General features: G+C 58.5%; 15 protein-coding genes and 1 tRNA gene. 4 read left to right on the plus strand and 12 right to left on the minus strand.

All coding sequences use genetic code 11. The features are described from left to right. Window positions 1-55: 55 nt before the first annotated feature. The 3 genes from QZT71_RS04555 to QZT71_RS04565 form a co-directional block, all read right to left on the minus strand. Entirely contained in the window at window positions 56-736 is a 681-nt protein-coding gene (locus tag QZT71_RS04555; RefSeq protein ID WP_295913083.1) for an ion channel, read from the minus strand. 149 nt (window positions 737-885) lie between these two features. Continuing rightward, the gene (locus tag QZT71_RS04560) at window positions 886-1,398 is read right to left on the minus strand and encodes a hypothetical protein (protein ID WP_295913086.1); all 513 of its coding nucleotides are present in this window, start codon (window positions 1,396-1,398) and stop codon (window positions 886-888) included. A gap of 295 nt (window positions 1,399-1,693) precedes the next feature. Further along, window positions 1,694-1,767 (minus strand) — tRNA-Met (locus tag QZT71_RS04565). A 508-nt stretch (window positions 1,768-2,275) separates the two neighbouring features. Here QZT71_RS04565 and QZT71_RS04570 point away from each other — a divergent pair. After that, entirely contained in the window at window positions 2,276-3,724 is a 1,449-nt protein-coding gene (locus QZT71_RS04570) for a phosphodiester glycosidase family protein (RefSeq protein ID WP_295913089.1), read from the plus strand. Between the two features lie 204 nt (window positions 3,725-3,928). Here QZT71_RS04570 and hisIE read toward each other — a convergent pair whose 3' ends face one another. Genes hisIE through hisG form a run of 8 tightly spaced genes read right to left on the minus strand, consistent with a single transcriptional unit; the run spans window position 3,929 to window position 11,017 of the window. Next, the gene (gene hisIE / locus QZT71_RS04575; RefSeq protein WP_295913091.1) at window positions 3,929-4,549 is read right to left on the minus strand and encodes a bifunctional phosphoribosyl-AMP cyclohydrolase/phosphoribosyl-ATP diphosphatase HisIE; all 621 of its coding nucleotides are present in this window, start codon (window positions 4,547-4,549) and stop codon (window positions 3,929-3,931) included. A 5-nt stretch (window positions 4,550-4,554) separates the two neighbouring features. Next, window positions 4,555-5,307: an imidazole glycerol phosphate synthase subunit HisF gene (gene hisF, locus QZT71_RS04580; protein ID WP_295913094.1), complete on the minus strand. Its 753-nt coding sequence runs from the start codon at window positions 5,305-5,307 to the stop codon at window positions 4,555-4,557. Beyond that, complete coding sequence (gene hisA / locus QZT71_RS04585) at window positions 5,289-6,020, minus strand: 1-(5-phosphoribosyl)-5-[(5-phosphoribosylamino)methylideneamino]imidazole-4-carboxamide isomerase (RefSeq protein ID WP_295913097.1); 732 nt, start codon at window positions 6,018-6,020, stop codon at window positions 5,289-5,291. The genes hisF and hisA overlap by 19 nt, the downstream gene beginning before the upstream one ends. 4 nt (window positions 6,021-6,024) lie before the next feature. After that, a complete protein-coding gene (hisH, locus tag QZT71_RS04590; RefSeq protein ID WP_295913099.1) occupies window positions 6,025-6,624 on the minus strand; it encodes an imidazole glycerol phosphate synthase subunit HisH in 600 nt (199 codons plus the stop codon). Next, the gene (gene hisB, locus QZT71_RS04595) at window positions 6,621-7,817 is read right to left on the minus strand and encodes a histidinol-phosphatase (RefSeq protein WP_295913181.1); all 1,197 of its coding nucleotides are present in this window, start codon (window positions 7,815-7,817) and stop codon (window positions 6,621-6,623) included. The genes hisH and hisB overlap by 4 nt, the downstream gene beginning before the upstream one ends. A 2-nt stretch (window positions 7,818-7,819) precedes the next feature. Further along, entirely contained in the window at window positions 7,820-8,854 is a 1,035-nt protein-coding gene (hisC, locus tag QZT71_RS04600; protein WP_295913101.1) for a histidinol-phosphate transaminase, read from the minus strand. Then, complete coding sequence (hisD, locus tag QZT71_RS04605) at window positions 8,851-10,146, minus strand: histidinol dehydrogenase (RefSeq protein ID WP_295913104.1); 1,296 nt, start codon at window positions 10,144-10,146, stop codon at window positions 8,851-8,853. The genes hisC and hisD overlap by 4 nt, the downstream gene beginning before the upstream one ends. Before the next feature lie 19 nt (window positions 10,147-10,165). Continuing rightward, a complete protein-coding gene (gene hisG / locus QZT71_RS04610) occupies window positions 10,166-11,017 on the minus strand; it encodes an ATP phosphoribosyltransferase (protein WP_295913107.1) in 852 nt (283 codons plus the stop codon). Between the two features lie 361 nt (window positions 11,018-11,378). Here hisG and QZT71_RS04615 point away from each other — a divergent pair, with 361 nt between their 5' ends. Continuing rightward, window positions 11,379-11,594 (plus strand): (4Fe-4S)-binding protein, encoded by a 216-nt coding sequence (locus QZT71_RS04615; RefSeq protein ID WP_295913111.1) that lies wholly within the window; start codon window positions 11,379-11,381, stop codon window positions 11,592-11,594. 269 nt (window positions 11,595-11,863) lie between these two features. Here the strand turns inward: QZT71_RS04615 and QZT71_RS04620 are convergent, their stop codons facing one another. After that, window positions 11,864-12,421: a cysteine dioxygenase gene (locus QZT71_RS04620; RefSeq protein WP_295913114.1), complete on the minus strand. Its 558-nt coding sequence runs from the start codon at window positions 12,419-12,421 to the stop codon at window positions 11,864-11,866. Window positions 12,422-12,617: 196 nt separating this feature from the next. Between QZT71_RS04620 and QZT71_RS04625 the strand changes: the two genes are divergently transcribed. Both QZT71_RS04625 and QZT71_RS04630 read left to right on the plus strand, forming a co-directional pair. After that, the gene (locus QZT71_RS04625; protein WP_295913116.1) at window positions 12,618-14,069 is read left to right on the plus strand and encodes a sodium:solute symporter; all 1,452 of its coding nucleotides are present in this window, start codon (window positions 12,618-12,620) and stop codon (window positions 14,067-14,069) included. Then, window positions 14,059-17,049: a xanthan lyase gene (locus QZT71_RS04630; RefSeq protein ID WP_295913118.1), complete on the plus strand. Its 2,991-nt coding sequence runs from the start codon at window positions 14,059-14,061 to the stop codon at window positions 17,047-17,049. The genes QZT71_RS04625 and QZT71_RS04630 overlap by 11 nt, the downstream gene beginning before the upstream one ends. Window positions 17,050-17,055: the final 6 nt, after the last annotated feature.

Consider the following 17,055-nt stretch of genomic DNA (forward strand, 5'->3'; position numbering starts at 1 on the left):
CGGCGGGGCGGACCTTGAAAAAAGTCCGCCCCGTTTCCGTTTCTGTAAGTCCGGCCTACTGGTCGGACTCTTTTTTGTGGGTATACTCCTGTAATATATAGGTGGTGAATATCGGGAACATCATCATTCCCAGCGACGGCAGCAGGATGGTGATGACTTTGCCGATGGCCGTGACGGCGAATATCTCGGCGCCTACGGTCGTGACGTTCATCCATGCCCACCACAGGGCGTTCCCGAAGCCGTGAAGCTTGTCGTTGACGAATATTTCGTAATCGTAAAAGACGAGTGCCGAAATGTAGGTGAAGACGAAGACGGTGAAGATATAGGCCGAGAAGAGTTTGCGTATCTTGTTGTCCACGAGCCAGTGGACGACGACGTACATTGCCAGGAAAGCCCGCATCAGCGGCATCAGCCCGATCAGCATGGCCCAGTAGCGGGGGAGTACGGCGCCGCTCCAGTCGAGGATGTTGAGGTAGGGAATCGAAATCAGGAAAAAGAGGATGTTGCGGGCGAAGAAACAACTCTTGCGTTCGGCGGCGGCCCACCGGACGAAAAAGTCGCACAGGAAGAGGATGCAGACAATAAGCTGAATCGTCAGGTAGGTACGCGAGAAATGGGTGTTGTCGCCTCCGATGATCTCCCATGAAATGGCGACGAGCAGGACTACGCCGGCAATGACTTTGAGGATGCTCAAAGAATTCCGTATCTCGGCGCGCGATGTGTCTGTGAGTGGCATGTCGTTCTGTTTGAGTTTGCTCGGGTCAAAATCAATGCCAAAGCGGGAGATATACGGGAATGTCCGCATTTACGCCCGATTTTTCTCTAATTTCTCCAAAGGTGCCGCTCTCTCCTGTTAGCCGTACGCTGAATATGATATCCGAATATCTAAATGACGGTTACGTCAATGGCAACCGTTTTTCCGGGAAGTTTGGTGTATAATCCCCAAAAATAAAAAGTAGTTACAACCGCCGGATGTGCCCCTCCTGTTCGCTTGTACAGCAAATTCAATGTCATCTCATCGGATTCTGTGTCGATAGCCTGCTTCGATAAAGTGTATCCGGGATCCCCTAAACTATGCTGTCCGATAATAAGCGTGTATTTGTCAAAGTCAATTAACGGCAACTCGACCGAAGGAGGTGCAACGATCTCGAACTCTTCCAGGCTGTTGATCACGAAACATTCGGTGTCGCGATAATCGATTTCGCTGAAGTTGAATGCCGGTTCGGGATGCGAAGAGGAACTCGGAGGCAGATAGGTCTTGAAAAAAGCTGATACGTCCGTGGGGGCGGAGACGGGAGGGGTGCCGATAGCTTCGGGCTCTTGCGAGTGATTGCACGCGACAAAACCTCCGCCCAGCAAAAGCAGGGCTGTTGTCAACGTCAAAATGTTAGTTTTCATATTACGGTAGTTTGAAGTTTAAAATGAATCATCGAAGTTATATTATCGAGAATCTTATGAGATATAATACTGTGGTTATTTCAGCAAATAGCGGATTTCCATCGATTCCAATCGCTAATTTCCAAGATATTATAAAAACTACCGTTATGATTACTGATGATAAAGTTAATGAAATTAACTGTCTTTCTGATGATTTTGCCGTGTTTTTTCGGCGCAAATCAAAAAATATCGGCATTAACTGCAGAAAAAGAAAAAAGAGACCCTATAATTGCTATAAGGTCTCTTTGTCATTTTGTAGCGGGTCCGAGACTTGAACTCGGGACCTCATGATTATGAATCATGCGCTCTAACCAGCTGAGCTAACCCGCCATTGCATCAAAGCGAGTGCAAAGGTAATAGAAATTTTCAATCGTGCAAAATCTTTGCGTAAAAAATCGCTGAAAAATTCTTTCCCCCGGCGGGTTTGTGGGGCCGTATTCCGTGTCCGCTGTAGTTGACCGGGTCGCACGTCGGGTTTGCCGGTTCCGATATGCCGGGTGTCCGTATTTTTGGCTGAAAAATCTGCTGTGTGTCATATCTTTCATACAATCAATGTGTTGCATTTGCGGGCGGTTTTTCTCGATTGTAAAAACAAATAAATTATTAACTTTTTTCTGTAAAAATCATTGTCATAATAAATATTATTATTACATTCGTGTGTCAATAATATGATATTTTTGTTTCAAAATGGATTTTTGTAATAATAATTGCGTATGTAGTCGATGTTGAAAGATTGCATATAAAACATATTGTCTATAAAAGCGCATTGAAAGAATAAATTTTTATTTTGACTGATGCCGGTGCCGGCCACAATTATTCTAATCTAAAATACCTAATTATGAAAAAACTTTTTACCCCCCCCCTGATGACTATGCTGTTTTGCTGCATAGGCGCGTTTTTTATTACGTCGTGCGATGACGACGATGAAAAGGGGCCTGTAAACATTGCTCATCCGTTCCAGTCCGTAACGGCAGTCGACGGCAGCACGATTGCAACGGCCGTTATTTCCGATGACGACAAGACGATTACGTTCCCCGAGTTCCAGGAGCTCACCGACCTTTCCAACGTCGAGGTCACGTTCAACCTGACCCCCGGAGCATTCCTGAAGACGCCGGCCAAACCGACGGCTCGGGTCAACCTCACTACCGCCTATACGGTCGAAGTAAATACCGGCGGCTACCTTCCGGTGGCCTATACCATGACGGCCAAACCCAAGGATATTCCCAATCCGATTCTTTCGGCGAAAGTCGGCAATGTGGAGGCTACGATGGAGGGCAACATCATTTCGATTGCATACGCTGCGGGCATGGACATCAACGCCATGGTCTTCGACTTTACGTTGGTTGCCGGCGCGAGCATCAAATCCCCGGCGAATAAAACGTTCGACCTGGAGCTTGCCGACGGAACCCTGGTCATTACGTACGGTGGTGTGGATTATACGTTTGTCGTACGGGCTACGGGGTATACGGACCCGCTTTTGAGCAACGGCTGGACGGATGAAACGGCGAAATTCGGTTCGCTGCCCAAGTATATCAAAGTCTACAAGAATGAAGATCTGTTGAATAAACCTGAAAGCAAGAGCCTCGGCTACATTGCCATCATGGGCCCGCAAGCGACCATGGGTGTTGTCGGCAGCGGCAAAACAGGTGCGAAGCCGATTACCGAGCTCGAACAGGAGGGTAACTGGAACGTGATTTTGGTCGGCGTGTCCACTTCTGCGACCCAGACGATTGTCCGCGACGGTAAATTCGTACAGGATCCCGAAGGCTTAAACTCTTTCGCTACTATCGGGCAGGATAAGAACGGCACCTGTAAGATGGCGTGGACGCAGAAATTCGATGGTAAACTCTATTCGTTCCCGTTCCGCAATGCCAGCTCGTTCACGCCCCGCGTGCAGGGCGACGGTACTGTCTGGGATGTGCAAACCGCTGTTTCGGGTGTCCCGATGATTCTGTGGGACGGCAATGTCCTGACGGCGGAACAGACTATCGGCAACGACGGTACGAATATGGGATGGTACGGTGGCGTGGCAGCGCGTGCAGCGGTCGGCGTAACGGCCCACGGCAAAGTAATCGCATTCTGCGGACAGCAGGTTGAGGGCAGCGTCGGTGTCACAATGCTCGAAATGGCGAAGATCATGAAAGACGTCGGCTGCGTTTCGGCCATGACCTTCGAAGGCTCGAGTTCGCCGAACATGCACGTCAACAAGCAGGCGACGGTCGTGAACTCGAATCTGGCCAACAGCAAACCTGAAAAAAACATGCAGTGTGGTTTGGTATTTAAGTAGTATATAGTTCGGGAAACGGGATTCGGGTTAGTGTCCCGTTTCAAAAGGGAGCCGGGAGTTTACGTTAATCGTAAACTCCCGGCTTTTTTGCGCTTCCCGAGATTGACTGGTTGGTACCTCTGCCGGTTCCGTGGCAACCGCACCGTGCGGGAGATACCCGGGTGCATTGCCGTCCGTTTTCCGTGCCGGCCGGTATGCCCGGCGTCAGCTGTGGCGACGCGCCAGTTCCGCCTCGAGGTCGGCAAGCGAGCAGCCCGTTGCTTCGAGCAGCACCAGCAGGTGGTATATGAGGTCGGAAGCTTCGTAAATCATCGCTTCACGGTTGCCAGCTACGGCTTCGATTACCGTTTCTACGGCCTCTTCGCCGACTTTCTGTGCGATTTTGTTCACACCGCGGTTGAAGAGTTTGCTGGTGTACGAGCCCTCGGGCATCTCGGCGTGCCGCCCTTGTATGACGCTTTGGAGGTAGCGTATGAATCCCTCGGTTTCGGGTGCGCTTCCGTCGAAGCAGGTTTTCGCACCCGTGTGGCAGGTCGGGCCGTGGGGGATGGCGCGGACAAGGAGCGTATCGTTGTCGCAGTCGGCCGTGACGGATACGATGTCGAGGTAGTTGCCGCTGGTTTCGCCCTTCGTCCAGAGGCAGCGGCGTGTCCGGCTGTAAAAGGTGACGCGGCCCTCGGCGAGGCTTTTTTCGTAGGCTTCGCGGTTCATGTAGCCGAGCATCAGCACCTGCAGGGTGCGTGCGTCCTGTACGATGGCGGGAATCAGTCCGTCGGACTGTTTCGCGGAGTCGAGTTCCGCAAAGGGTTTTGCTGTGATTTTCATGGCGTTTATAATCTTACGTTGATATTCAGTTCGTGCAGTTCCCGTTTGAGGACGGGAATCGGTATTTCGTTGTAATGGAAAATGCTGGCTGCCAGGGCTGCGTCGGCCCTGCCGCGTGTCAGCACGTCGGCGATATGGCGTACCGATCCCGCGCCGCCCGAGGCGATGACGGGAATGGGCAGTTCGGCCAGCCGTGCGAACGTTTCGCAGGGATAGCCGTCGCGCGTGCCGTCGTGATCCATCGAGGTGAAGAGCAGCTCGCCCGCGCCCCGCTGCCAGACTTCGTGCGCCCATGCGAACAGTTCGCGTTCGGTGGGGCGCTTGCCCCCGTGGGTCGTGACGCGCCATTCGCCGTCCGTCATTCGGGCGTCGATGGCCGCAACGACGAACTGCGAGCCGTATTTCGAAGCGATGGCGTCGATCAGTCCCGGGTTGCGCACGGCGGCGCTGTTGACCGTAACCTTGTCGGCCCCGGCGTCGAGCAGCCGCCCGGCATCCGCGACCGAGGCGATGCCGCCGCCCACGGTGAAGGGGATGTCGATGCGCGCTGCGATGCGCGAAACGAGTTCGGTAAAGGTGTTGCGCCCCTCTTCCGTGGCGCTGATGTCGAGGTACACCAACTCGTCGGCACCCTCTGCGGCGTATTTCGCGCCCAGCTCCACCGGGTCGCCCACGTTGCGCAGTCCGACGAAGTTGATTCCTTTCACGGTTTGTCCCTCGCGGATGTCGAGGCAGGGGATTATGCGTTTTGCAAGCATCGCTTCAGTTCGTTGAGGGTGATACGTCCCTCGTAGAGGGCTTTGCCGACGATGACGCTGCGCAGTCCCGTGCTGTCGAGCGCCTCGATGTCGGCCATCGAGCTGATGCCGCCGCTCACGGTGATTTCCACACCGGGGTATTCGCCCTGCAATCCGGCATAGAATTCCGCCGAAGGGCCGCACAGCATGCCGTCGCGGGAGATGTCGGTGCAGATGACCTGCGTGAGCCCCTGCGGCGTGAAGCGGTCTATGAGCTCCCGCACGGTAAATCCGGAGTGCTCCAGCCAGCCCTGTATGGCTACCGCGCCGTCGCGGACGTCGGCGCCCAATATCAGTTTCCCGGACCCGAATTCCCCGAGCCACTCCGCGAACGCCTCCGGTTCGCGTACGGCGATGCTGCCGCAGATGGCGCGGCTCGCTCCCGCGTCGAACACGCTGCGGAGCGCTTCGCGGCTTTTGATGCCGCCGCCGTACTGCACTTCGAGCGAGGTTTTCGATGCCACGCGTTCGAGTACCGCGAGGTTGCGGGGTTCCGACGCCTTGGCGCCGTCGAGGTCGACCATGTGCAGCCGCCGTATGCCGGCCTCCTCGAAACGCAGGGCCGCTTCGAGCGGGTCGCGGTAGTAGGTCGTCCGGCGGTCGTAGTCGCCCTGTGTCAGGCGTACGCAGGCGCCGCCGATGATGTCCGTTGCGGGTATGATTTCTATTTTCATGTCGTTACAGTTTTAGAAAGTTACGCAGGATGCGTTCCCCTGCCTGTCCGCTTTTTTCAGGGTGGAACTGTGTCCCGAAGAAGTTGCCGCACCCCAGTGCGGCGCTGAATGCCCCGCCGTAATCGGTCACGGCGTCAGTCGCGGCGCAAACCTGCGCCGCGTACGAGTGTACGTAGTAAACATAGGTTTGCTCGCCGATCCCTTCGAACAGCGGCCCGCGTAGCCTGCCGATGGTGTTCCATCCCACGTGGGGAATCTTCAGCGGGTTTTCTGCGGCCGGAGCTCCGCCTCCCAGCCGCACGACGTGCGCCGGGAAAATCCCGAGGCACCGGGCGCTTCCCTCCTCGCTGTCGAGACACATCAGCTGCATCCCGATGCAGATGCCCAGCACGGGTTGCGTCAGCGCGGGTATGATTTTGTCCAGTCCCCGCTCGCGGAGTTTCGCCATTGCCGACGAGGCTTCGCCCACGCCCGGCAGGAGCACCCTGTCGGCCCGCCGCAGCGCTTCGGGATCGGCCGTAACCGTAAATTCGGCACCGACACGCCGCAGTGCATCGGCGACCGAGCGCAGGTTGCCCGTATCGTAATCTACTATTGCCGTCATAATATTCCTTTGCTGCTGGGGATGTCGTATCCGAATCCGCTGCGCGCCACGGCCATGCGCAGCGCGCGGGCGAAAGCCTTGAAAATAGCTTCGGCCTTATGGTGGTCGTTGTCGCCGCGTGCCGAAATCTGGAGATTGCAGCGCGCTGCGCAGCAGAGCGAGTGGAAGAAATGGCGGAACATCTCCGTGGGTACGTCGCCGACCCGTTCGCGGCGGAATTCGGCGTCCCATTCGAAGTCGATGCGTCCCCCGAAGTCGAGCAGTACCAGCGCCCGGCAGTCGTCCATCGGCAGGGCGAAGCCGTAGCGTCCGATACCCGCTTTCGAGCCCAGCGCCCGGTCGATGGCCTCGCCCAGAACGATGGCCACGTCCTCCATCGTGTGGTGCTCGTCGATGTCGAGGTCGCCGTGCGCCTCCACGGCGAGCGACACGCCGCCATGGTGGGCGATTTGCGCCAGCATGTGGTCGAGGAACCGCAGCCCCGTGGATATTTCGCCGTTGCCGGGAGAGTTCTCTTTTCCCGGTCGGCCGGCCGTTTCTCGGACTTTTTTCGGTGTGCCGCAACTGCCGAAACCCCGGCCGTCGAGGTCGAGCCGGACGGTGATTTGCGTTTCGCGGGTTTCGCGCGTTACGGTGATTTGCCGTTCTCCCCGGCGGATGTACTCCGCGATTTCGGCCCACGAATCGCTTACCAGCACGCAGGCCGCTTCGGCGTTTGCCTCGCGCAGCATCCGGCGGCCCTGCTGCGGGGAGGCGAGCAGGATGCCTTTCGCCCCGAGGTTGCGGGCCAGCAGGATGTCGGTCACGCGGTCGCCGACGACGTAGCTCGCCCCGAGGTCGTACGTGCCGTCGGTATAGCGGCCGAACAGGCCCGTGCGGGGTTTGCGTGTCGGGGCGTTGTCGCTCTCGAACGTGCGGTCGATCAGCATGTCGTCGAACGTGACGCCCTCGCCGGCGAGCGTGCGCAGCATTTTTTCCTGTGGCAGGCGGAAATCCTCTTCGGGGAAGGCGTCCGTGCCTAGCCCGTCCTGGTTCGTGGCCATCACCAGTTCGAAGTCGAGCCCCCGGAGGGCTTTGAGCGCCGAGATGGCGCCCGGTACGAATTCCAGTTTTTCGAGGCTGTCGACCTGGTAATCCGTGGGCGGTTCGGCGATGACGGTGCCGTCGCGGTCGATGAAGAGTGCTTTTTTCAGGTTCATGGGCGGAAGTTTTTGACGGTTTCCAACAGGCGTTCGTTTTCACCGGGACGCCCGACGGTGATGCGCAGGCATCCTTCGCAGCCCCGGATGCGGGAGCGGTTGCGGACGATGACCCCTGCTGCGAGCAGCTCCCGGTAGAGGCGGTCGGGGTCGGCGGTTTTCACCAGCAGGAAGTTGGCTTGGGACTCATAGATGCGCTCGATGCAGGCTTCCGCCGTGAGTGCCTGTACGAGGCGTTCGCGTTCGGAGCGTATTTCGGCGATCTCCGCCGAGATATCCCGGCGTAAAGATTCCGCAACGGCCTGCTGCGTGAGCGTATTGATGTTGTAGGGGTATTTGACCCGGCCGTAGAGGGCTGCGACCTCTTCCGAGGCGTATGCCAGCCCGAGCCGCAGTCCGGCCATGCCCCATGCTTTGGAGAGGGTCTGGAGGACGATGAGGTTCGGGAACTCTCCGAGCCGCGGCAGGAATCCCCTGCCCTCCGCGAAGTCGATGTAGGCTTCGTCGAGCACGACCATGCCCTCGAAGCGGCGGAGCAGCTGCTCGATTTCCCGCTCGGGAAAGGCATTGCCCGTGGGGTTGTTGGGCGAGCAGAGCCACAGCAGTTTGGTGCGGTCGTCCGCCGCTGCCAGCAGCGCTTCCACCGGAAGCGAGAAATCCGGCCCCAGCGGTACTTCGCGCATCTCGACGTCGTTGGTTTGCGCCGCCACGCGGTACATGCCGTAGGTGGGGGCTATCGACACGGCGTTGTCCCGGCCCGGTTCGCAGAAAATGCGGAACGCCAGGTCGATGGCCTCGTCGCTGCCGTTGCCGATGAATACCTGTTCCGGCCGTACGCCTTTCAGGGCGGCGAGCTGTTTTTTCAGTTCCCGCTGGTGCGGGTCGGGGTAGCGGTTCACGCCGTTGTCGTAGGGACTTTCGTTGGCGTCGAGCCATACTTCGATTTCCCCGCCCTGGTATTCGTCGCGGGCCGTGGAGTAGGGTTGCAGCGCAAGGATGTTGGGCCGCACGAGCTGTGACAGCGGTTTCATAGGGCGCCTCCTTTCATCCGTATACGTACGGCGTTGGCGTGTGCGTCGAATCCCTCGGCTTCGGCCATGGCCGTAACCGTGGGCGCGAGCGTTTCGAGTCCCTCGCGCGTCAGTTCCTGGTAGGTTATCTTGCGCAGGAAACTGTCGACGTTCACGCCGCTGTATGCCCGCGCCCAGCCGCTCGTAGGCAGCGTGTGGTTGGTGCCCGAGGCGTAGTCGCCGGCGCTTTCGGGCGAATAGTTGCCGATAAAGACACTGCCTGCGGCCGTTATCTGCGCAGCGACGTTCCATGGCTCCCGCATCGCGATAATCAGGTGCTCGGGGGCGTAGGCGTTTGCGAATGCAACCTGTTTGTACTCTTCGTTGAAAACCACGATTCGGCTGTTCGAGAGCGAGTTGCGGATTGCCTCGCAGCGGTTCAGCCGCCGGGCCTGCTCTTCGACGGCCTGGGTGACTTTGCGCGCAAACTCCTCCGTGCGGCAGACCAGTATGGCCTGGCTGTCGTCCCCGTGTTCGGCCTGCGAGAGCAGGTCTGCGGCGACGAACTCGGGCCGGGCGCTCCGGTCGGCCAGCACCATGACCTCCGACGGGCCTGCCGGCAGGTCTACGGCGACGTCGGTGGCTCCGACCAGTTGTTTGGCTTTGGTGACATAGCGGTTGCCCGGGCCGAATATTTTGTCGACATGCGGGATGCTTTCCGTGCCGTAGGCCATGGCCGCCACAGCCTGTGCCCCGCCGACTGCGAAGATACGCTCTATGCCGCACAGTCCGGCGGCATACAGTATTTCGGGGGCAATTCGCCCGTCGCGTCCGGCCGGGGTGCAGAGGATTATCTCGCCGCATCCGGCGATCCGTGCGGGCAGGGCGAGCATCAGCACCGTCGAAAAGAGCGGGGCGTTGCCGCCCGGGATGTACAGCCCTACGCGGCCGATTGGAACGGCGCGCTGTACGCACCGCACGCCCGGCATCACTTCGACGTCGACCTGCTGCGGGAGCTGTGCCCGGTGGAAAGCCTCGATGTTGGCTTTTGCTGCGGCCAGTGCGCCCTTCAGGCGAGAGGATATGGTTTCTGCGGCTTTTCGGCGCTGTTCGCGCGACACTTCGAACAGGGCGGGAATGCGGCCCTCGATGCGGTTGGTGATGTCGCGCAGGGCCTTGTCGCCGCCTGTGCGCACCTCGGCGAGGATGGCGGCCACCTGTTCCGTGATTTCATCGTCCTGCCGCGTACAGCGGGCCGTGAGGGCCGGCCATTCGCGGCGCTGCGGGTTTTTGTAGATTTTCAGCATTTCCATTGCGGGGTGTTTTTACGGGTCAGCGTATCATATTCTCGAGCGTCAGCACCAGTATTCCTTCGGCGCCGATGGCCTTGAGGCGCTCGATGCGCTCCCAGAGCTGGACTTCGCCGATTACGGCGTGTATCGAGCACCATCCCTCCTGCGCCAACGGCAGGATTGTCGGGCTGCGCATGCCGGGCAGGATTGTGATTGCCTCGTCGAGTTTCTCTTTCGGGAGGTTCATCAGCACGTACTTCATGCCGCGGCTTTCGAGTATCGAGTTGAAGCGGAACGTGAGCTGCGCCTTTTCCCGGCATTTCTCCTCGTCCATCTGCGGGGTGGCTATCAGCACGGCTTCGGAATAAAAGACTTTTTCGACCTCCATGAGCCCGTTCGATACGAGCGTTCCGCCCGAGGAAACGATGTCGAAGATTGCGTCGGACATTCCTACGGCGGGTGCGATTTCCACGGAGCCCTCGATGGTGTGTATTTCGGCGTCGATGCCTTTCTCGGCGAAGAATTTCGCAAGGATATTGGGGTAGGAGGTGGCGACGCGCTTGCCGCGGAAATAATCCAGTCCATTGTAAGGCACCGTGCGGTCTACGGCCAGTGATATGCGGCAGCTGCCGAATCCGAGGTTCATGGTACGTTCGACGGGGAAATCTTTCTCGGCGACCTCGTTCAGCCCCACAATTCCCAGGTCTGCGACACCCATCGCCACGGCCTGCGGGATGTCGTCGTCGCGCAGGTAGAGGACTTCCAGCGGGAATCCCTCTGCGCGGGAAATCAGTTTGCGTTTGCTTTCGGCGACGCCGATACCCGCTTCGGAGAGCAGGCAGGTACTCTGTTCGTTCAGTCGGCCTTTGGCCTGAATTGCTAATCTTAACATTTTTTCGGTGTGTTTTTCAGGACACCCGCCTGCGGCATAAGCACGAAAAAAGCCCATCCGCAGGGGATGAGCTTCGTATATACTTAATTAAACTGTGTTCCGTTTACATATGCATATCGACCTTACCCCTTCGGAAAGTGGTGATGGTGATGATGGATATGGTTAAAAATCGTCATTTGTAATGGTCGTTGGGGCAAATGTAAGTAAATTTTTAAGAAAAATCAAAATCTGCACCGAAAAAAAATCCGGAGGCGTGCAAAAACGTATATCCGAAAACTGGTTTTGTTGACGTGCGGCCCCGCCTTCGGATGGAATTTGTCGTTATCTTTGTTGCCGGTAATGGTATTAAACTATTGAAAACATGGAAAACAAACGCATCGAGTATACGAACGGCGAAATTGTCGTGGTCTGGCAGCCGCACCTTTGCACGCATTCGGGAATCTGCGTAAAGACGCTGCCCGCGGTCTATAAACCGCAAGAACGGCCGTGGGTGAAGCTGGAGAACTCCACGACCGACAAGATTGTCGCGCAGGTCGAAAAATGTCCTTCGGGGGCGCTGACCTGGCGAAAAGCGTAGGGCAGGAACCGTTTCCGTCCTTTTGACGGTTGCGTGCCGGTCGGCGCGGCAGGGATAAAAGCCCCGGACTTTGTTTACCAAGTCCGGGGCCTTTCGTTTTGCGCTGCTGCGGGGCAGGCCGTGCCTTGCCGCGCCTGTTTTCCGGGGGGGGGATTGGCAGGGAATGCGGCAGCGCCTGTTTCGCCGTGAGCCCTGCCGAGCCTGCCGTGCGGGGAGTGCGCCACCGTCCGGTCAGCCGGGCGTGTCCGCGTGTCTGCCTGCGGCCCGGTTTATCCGCATACCGTTTCGTAAACTTCGCCCCGCAGCGCATCGTCCGAGTAGACATGCAGGCTGTGTCCCGTGCCGCTGATGCAGGTGATGCGGTGTATGTGGTTGTCGAAGCGTCCCGGTGCGCCGATTGAGAAGAATGCGCACGGCGCTTCGACGTCGAGCGTTTCTTTGAGCCGTACGGCGCCGTTTCCGGCGGGTTCGAAAATCTCGAGCCGGAACCTCCCGTCGGCGAAATGGTATCCCGCGAACTGCGGATGGGCGTGGATGCTCGTCCGGTTTCCCGCTTTCCAGCTCATCACGATGGCCTCCCAGCCCGTTTCGGGACAGCGGCCCAGGTAGGTGCGGCGGTAGGCCGTGTCGGAGTAGTTGCCGAACGGGGTCAGCGGGTGCTCCGCCAGCCAGTTCAGGACATAGGCCTGTATTTTCCGTCCAAGCTCGTCTCCGGGCTGTTCCGCGGTCGCGATTCCGAGCAGGCGGGTGAAAAACGCTTCGTAACCGCCCGTCGTGGCGGAAGGTTCCTGCAGGTTCCCTGCGAGTGTCGCGGCATGTCGTTTCATGGTCGTATTCTTTTTCTGCAAAGATAAGGGGAACAGGCGCCGGAACATTCAGCAAAAATACTTATTCGCGTGCATGATTGCCGGATTCCTGCGGCGATGCCTTTTTCTTTGTCTTATTTTGCCCTAAAATGCCTCCATACGCGAGGCCGCATCGCCTTTTTTATTATATTTGTAGCTTAAATCCAAACTTACGCTTATGACACCTGCAGCCGTTATTATCACCGTTTTGGGCTACATTGCCGTTCTTTTTGCCGTCGCGTGGCTTTCGGGCCGCCGGGCCGACAATGCCGGATTTTTTACCGGAAACCGGCGTACGCCGTGGTACATGGCGGCTTTTGCCATGATCGGGGCCGCCATATCGGGCGTGACGTTCATTTCGGTGCCGGGGTCGGTCGCCGTCGATGCTTTCTCATACATGCAGATGGTCGCCGGTTTTACCGTGGGGCAGCTGGTCGTCGCATTCGTACTGATTCCCACGTTCTACCGTCTCAAGGTCGTATCGCTCTACGAGTACCTCGACGACCGTTTCGGCGTCGCGTCGCACCACACCGGGGCGTGGTTCTTCTTCGTGTCGAAGATGCTGGGTGCCGCGCTGCGCGTCTACGTGGTGTGTGCCGTCCTGCAACTGCTGGTTTTCAGCCATTTCGGTCTTCCGTTCTGGTTCAACGCACTGATTACGATGGCTCTCGTATGGCTTTACACACAACAGGGCGGTGTCAAGTCGCTGATTTGGACGGACACGCTCAAGACGTTCTGCCTGGTGGGAAGCCTGGTGCTGTCGATTGTCTTTATCATGCAGGCGCTCGGGATGTCGCTGCCGGAAATGAGCCGCGAAGTCGCAGCCTCGCCCTATTCGCAGATATTCTTCTTCGACGACCCCGCCTCCGACCGCTATTTCTGGAAGATGTTCCTTGCGGGCGTGGTATTGCTGATTGCCATGACGGGACTCGACCAGGACATGATGCAGCGCAACATGAGCTGTGCCACGCCGCGCGACTCGCAGAAAAACATCCTGCTGACGGCTGTCAGCCAGATATTCGTCATCTTCCTGTTCCTCGTACTCGGGGTGTTGCTCTACATCTATATGGAGCGCAGCGGACTTGCGATGCCCGAAAAAGGCGATCAGGTCTTTTCGCTTGTGGCCGTCGAGGGCGGACTTCCGGTATTCGTTGGCATCCTGTTTGTTATCGGGCTTATATCGAGCACTTATTCAGCAGCAGGATCGGCCCTCACGGCCCTCACGACCTCCTTTACGGTCGATATCCTGCAGGGCACGAAACGCTACGGCGAACAGCGCCTGACCCATGTCCGGCGAGTGGTGCATGTGGCGATGGCGGTGGGGATGGCACTGGTAATCCTCGCTTTCGAGTACCTTGCGGACGACAGCGTCATCAACCTTGTCTATAAGGTTGCCAGCTATACCTACGGCCCCATACTGGGCATGTTCGCTTTCGGCATGTTCACGCGCCTGCGGGTGCGTGACCGCTGGATTCCCCTCGTAGCCGTTGCGGCACCCGTATTGAGCGCCCTCGTGCAATACTGGGCCCGCGTGGCGTGGGACTATCAGATCGGATTCGAATTGTTGATTTACAATGCCGCATTTACGATGATCGGCATGTTGTTACTGGTTAAAAAGAATGAAAAGTAAACTCTTCTGCGCGCTTCTGCTGGGCTGTTTCTGCTGGCAGGGCGTTTCGGCCGCCGGGGTCGATGTCGTAACCCGCCGTAAAATCGGACAGACGCTGACGCGTATCGTCGCCCGTGAAGTTTCGGGCGGCTATGTCCGTATTCAGGGCGTCGACGCCTCCCGGAGCCGGGTGCGCATCTATACTTCGGTCGGGCTTTCGTACTATCCGTTCCGCGAGCAGAACCTGCAGGTCATGTACGACTCGGTGCGTGCCGTGCTGCCGTCGGAGTACCGCAAGGCCCGCATCGAACTCTATACCGACAAACGGGAAGTCCGCGAACTGATTCCGATGGCGTACCGTACCGACGCCGATTTCCTGAAACAGGTGCGCAAAAAGAAAATCGTGCCTTTCGTCAACCGCTCCGAGCGTCCGCTCGTGACGCGCCAATCTGCCGCCGTGGTGCCCTCGCAGGGGCTTGCGGGGCGGCATATCGCCTTGTGGCAGAGTCACGGCCGCTATTTCGACCAGCCCGAGAACCGCTGGAAATGGCAGCGTTCGCGGCTGTGGATGACCTGTGAGGACCTCTATACCCAGAGCTATGTGCTGCCGTATCTGGTGCCGATGCTCGAGCATGCCGGGGCGAACGTGCTGCTGCCCCGCGAGCGCGACGTGCAGAAGTACGAAGTGCTCGCCGACAACGATGCCGCGGGGCAGTACCGGGAAACGGACGGCCCCCAGAAGTGGCAGGCGGGCGGCATCGGGTTCGCGCACCTGCAGCAGGTCTACCGCACGGGCGAGAATCCGTTTCAGCATGGTACGACGCGTCGTGTGCGGACGGTTGCCGGGGGTGCCGAAAGCACCGCCGTATGGCGTGGCGACATTCCCGAAAAGGGGGAGTATGCCGTCTATGTCAGCTATGAGTCGCTGCCCGAAAGCACCGACGATGCACAGTATACGGTTCGCCACCTCGGGGGCGAAAGCACTTTCGCCGTCAACCAGACCATGGGCGGGGGGACGTGGATTTACCTCGGGCACTTCCTGCTCGGGGAGGGGGAGCAGGACGTGGTGACGCTCACCAACCGCTCCCGCCGGGCCGGGCGGATTGTTACGGCCGATGCGGTGAAGATCGGCGGCGGCTACGGCAACGTGGCCCGTACGGCCTGCGATTCGCTGCGCAGGCCCGATGTGGAGTACCGCCTGGAAACGAGCGGCTATCCCCGCTTCTGCGAGGGGGCCCGCTACTGGCTCCAGTGGGCCGGATTCGGCGAAAAGGTCTACACCCCGAAAGAGAACAAGGACGATTACAAGGACGACTATATGTCGCGCGCCCATTGGGTCAATGCCCTGATGGGCGGTTCGGAGCGTATGCCCGACAGCACGGGACTCCGTATTCCGGTCGATATGGCGCTGGCGTTCCACTCCGATGCCGGCGTGCGGCTCAACGACGACATTATCGGCACGCTGGGTATCTACTACACCCGCGAGAACAAGGGCAGATTCGAGGGTGGTGCCGACCGTTACCGCTCGCGCGACCTGACGGATATCGTCATGACGCAGCTTGTGTCCGACATCCGGGCCGTCTACGAGCCCGAATGGAACCGCCGCGGATTGTGGAACCGCGCCTATTACGAAGCGCGTGTGCCGGGTGCCCCGACCATGCTGTTGGAACTGCTGTCGCACCAGAATTTCGCCGATATGCGCTATGGCAGCGATCCGCGTTTCAAGTTCCTCGTGAGTCGGGCTATCTATAAAGGTATTTTGCAGTATATCAGCTCGCAATACGGATTACCTTATGTCGTGCAGCCGCTTCCCGTGGAGTCACTTGCCACGCAATTCACCGAGGACGGCAACGTTGCCGTTAGCTGGTCGCCCGTGATGGATTCGCTCGAAACGAGCGCCGCGCCGACCGGATACGTGGTCTATACGCGCATCGATGACGGCGGTTTCGACAACGGCCGCTATGTGGACAAGCCCTCCCTGCTGACTCAGCAGAAGCCGGGACGCATCTACAGCTACAAGGTGACGGCCGTGAACGAGGGCGGCGAGAGTTTCCCGAGCGAGGTCGTCGCCGCCTGCCGCATGCCCGACCAGAAAGGGGCGGTGTTGATTGTAAACGGGTTCGACCGTGTCAGTGCACCCTTGAGCATGCGCCGTGATTCGCTGGCCGGATTCTACGTCGGCCTCGACGGCGGCGTACCCGACAGGCAGGATATCTCCTATATCGGCGAACAGCGGGTGTTCGACATGTCGATGGCCAAATGCGAAGTGGACAGCATCGCCCTCGGGGCCTGCTGCTGCGATTACGAAACGGAGGTAATCGGCGGCAATACGTTCGATTACCCCTATGTGCACGGCCGTTCCGTCGCCCGCGCGGGCTATTCGTTCTGCTCGGCTTCGGTGCGGGCCCTCGAGGAGCACAGCGTATCGCCGGAGGAGTATTCCGTAGTCGACTTGATTCTGGGCAAACAACGTTCGGTGACCATCGGGCGCGGTGTTGCGGGATATGCGTTCAAAACCTTTTCGCCCCGGCTGCAGGATGTCCTGCGGCGCTATATGGCCGGCGACGGTGCCCTTTTCGTGTCGGGAAGCTATGTGGCTGCCGACCTCTGGACGGGGGAGGAGAGCTCCGACGAAGACCGGGCTTTCGCCGAAGAGGTGCTTCATTATACGTATGACGGCAGCCATCCCGCCGAACGCAACCGGGTGCGTGTTGTAACGTCGCATGCAGGCTTCACGCGCGACGAATACCGCTTTGTCAACGATTTCCGCCCTGACCGCTACCGTATCGAAACGACCGATGCCCTCCTGCCCGCGGGCGGCAGGGCTTTTCCGGTGATGCGCTATGTCGGCAATAACCGCATGGCGGGCATAGCCTGCGCCGAGAGCCGTACGTTCGTCATGGGCTTTCCGTTCGAATCGGTCGAAAGCGATGTGCAGCGCGACCGGCTGATGGCGGACATATTGACATTCCTGGGATCCGGCGAAACCGTTTCACGCTAACCTCCT

It is taken from the genome of uncultured Alistipes sp., assembly GCF_902388705.1.
In the GTDB taxonomy this organism is placed as follows: Bacteria; Bacteroidota; Bacteroidia; order Bacteroidales; family Rikenellaceae; genus Alistipes.

Coding starts and splice junctions, on each gene's coding strand:
- QZT71_RS04615 (WP_295913111.1), top strand. CDS start 11,379: ATGGAAAACAAACGCATCGAGTATACGAACGGCGAAATTGTCGTGGTC.
- QZT71_RS04560 (WP_295913086.1), bottom strand. CDS start 1,398: ATGAAAACTAACATTTTGACGTTGACAACAGCCCTGCTTTTGCTGGGC.
- hisA (WP_295913097.1), bottom strand. CDS start 6,020: ATGAAAATAGAAATCATACCCGCAACGGACATCATCGGCGGCGCCTGC.
- hisD (WP_295913104.1), bottom strand. CDS start 10,146: ATGGAAATGCTGAAAATCTACAAAAACCCGCAGCGCCGCGAATGGCCG.
- hisH (WP_295913099.1), bottom strand. CDS start 6,624: ATGACGGCAATAGTAGATTACGATACGGGCAACCTGCGCTCGGTCGCC.
- hisIE (WP_295913091.1), bottom strand. CDS start 4,549: ATGAAAATCACAGCAAAACCCTTTGCGGAACTCGACTCCGCGAAACAG.
- QZT71_RS04620 (WP_295913114.1), bottom strand. CDS start 12,421: ATGAAACGACATGCCGCGACACTCGCAGGGAACCTGCAGGAACCTTCC.
- hisC (WP_295913101.1), bottom strand. CDS start 8,854: ATGAAACCGCTGTCACAGCTCGTGCGGCCCAACATCCTTGCGCTGCAA.
- QZT71_RS04630 (WP_295913118.1), top strand. CDS start 14,059: ATGAAAAGTAAACTCTTCTGCGCGCTTCTGCTGGGCTGTTTCTGCTGG.
- hisG (WP_295913107.1), bottom strand. CDS start 11,017: ATGTTAAGATTAGCAATTCAGGCCAAAGGCCGACTGAACGAACAGAGT.
- QZT71_RS04570 (WP_295913089.1), top strand. CDS start 2,276: ATGAAAAAACTTTTTACCCCCCCCCTGATGACTATGCTGTTTTGCTGC.
- QZT71_RS04625 (WP_295913116.1), top strand. CDS start 12,618: ATGACACCTGCAGCCGTTATTATCACCGTTTTGGGCTACATTGCCGTT.
- QZT71_RS04555 (WP_295913083.1), bottom strand. CDS start 736: ATGCCACTCACAGACACATCGCGCGCCGAGATACGGAATTCTTTGAGC.
- hisF (WP_295913094.1), bottom strand. CDS start 5,307: ATGCTTGCAAAACGCATAATCCCCTGCCTCGACATCCGCGAGGGACAA.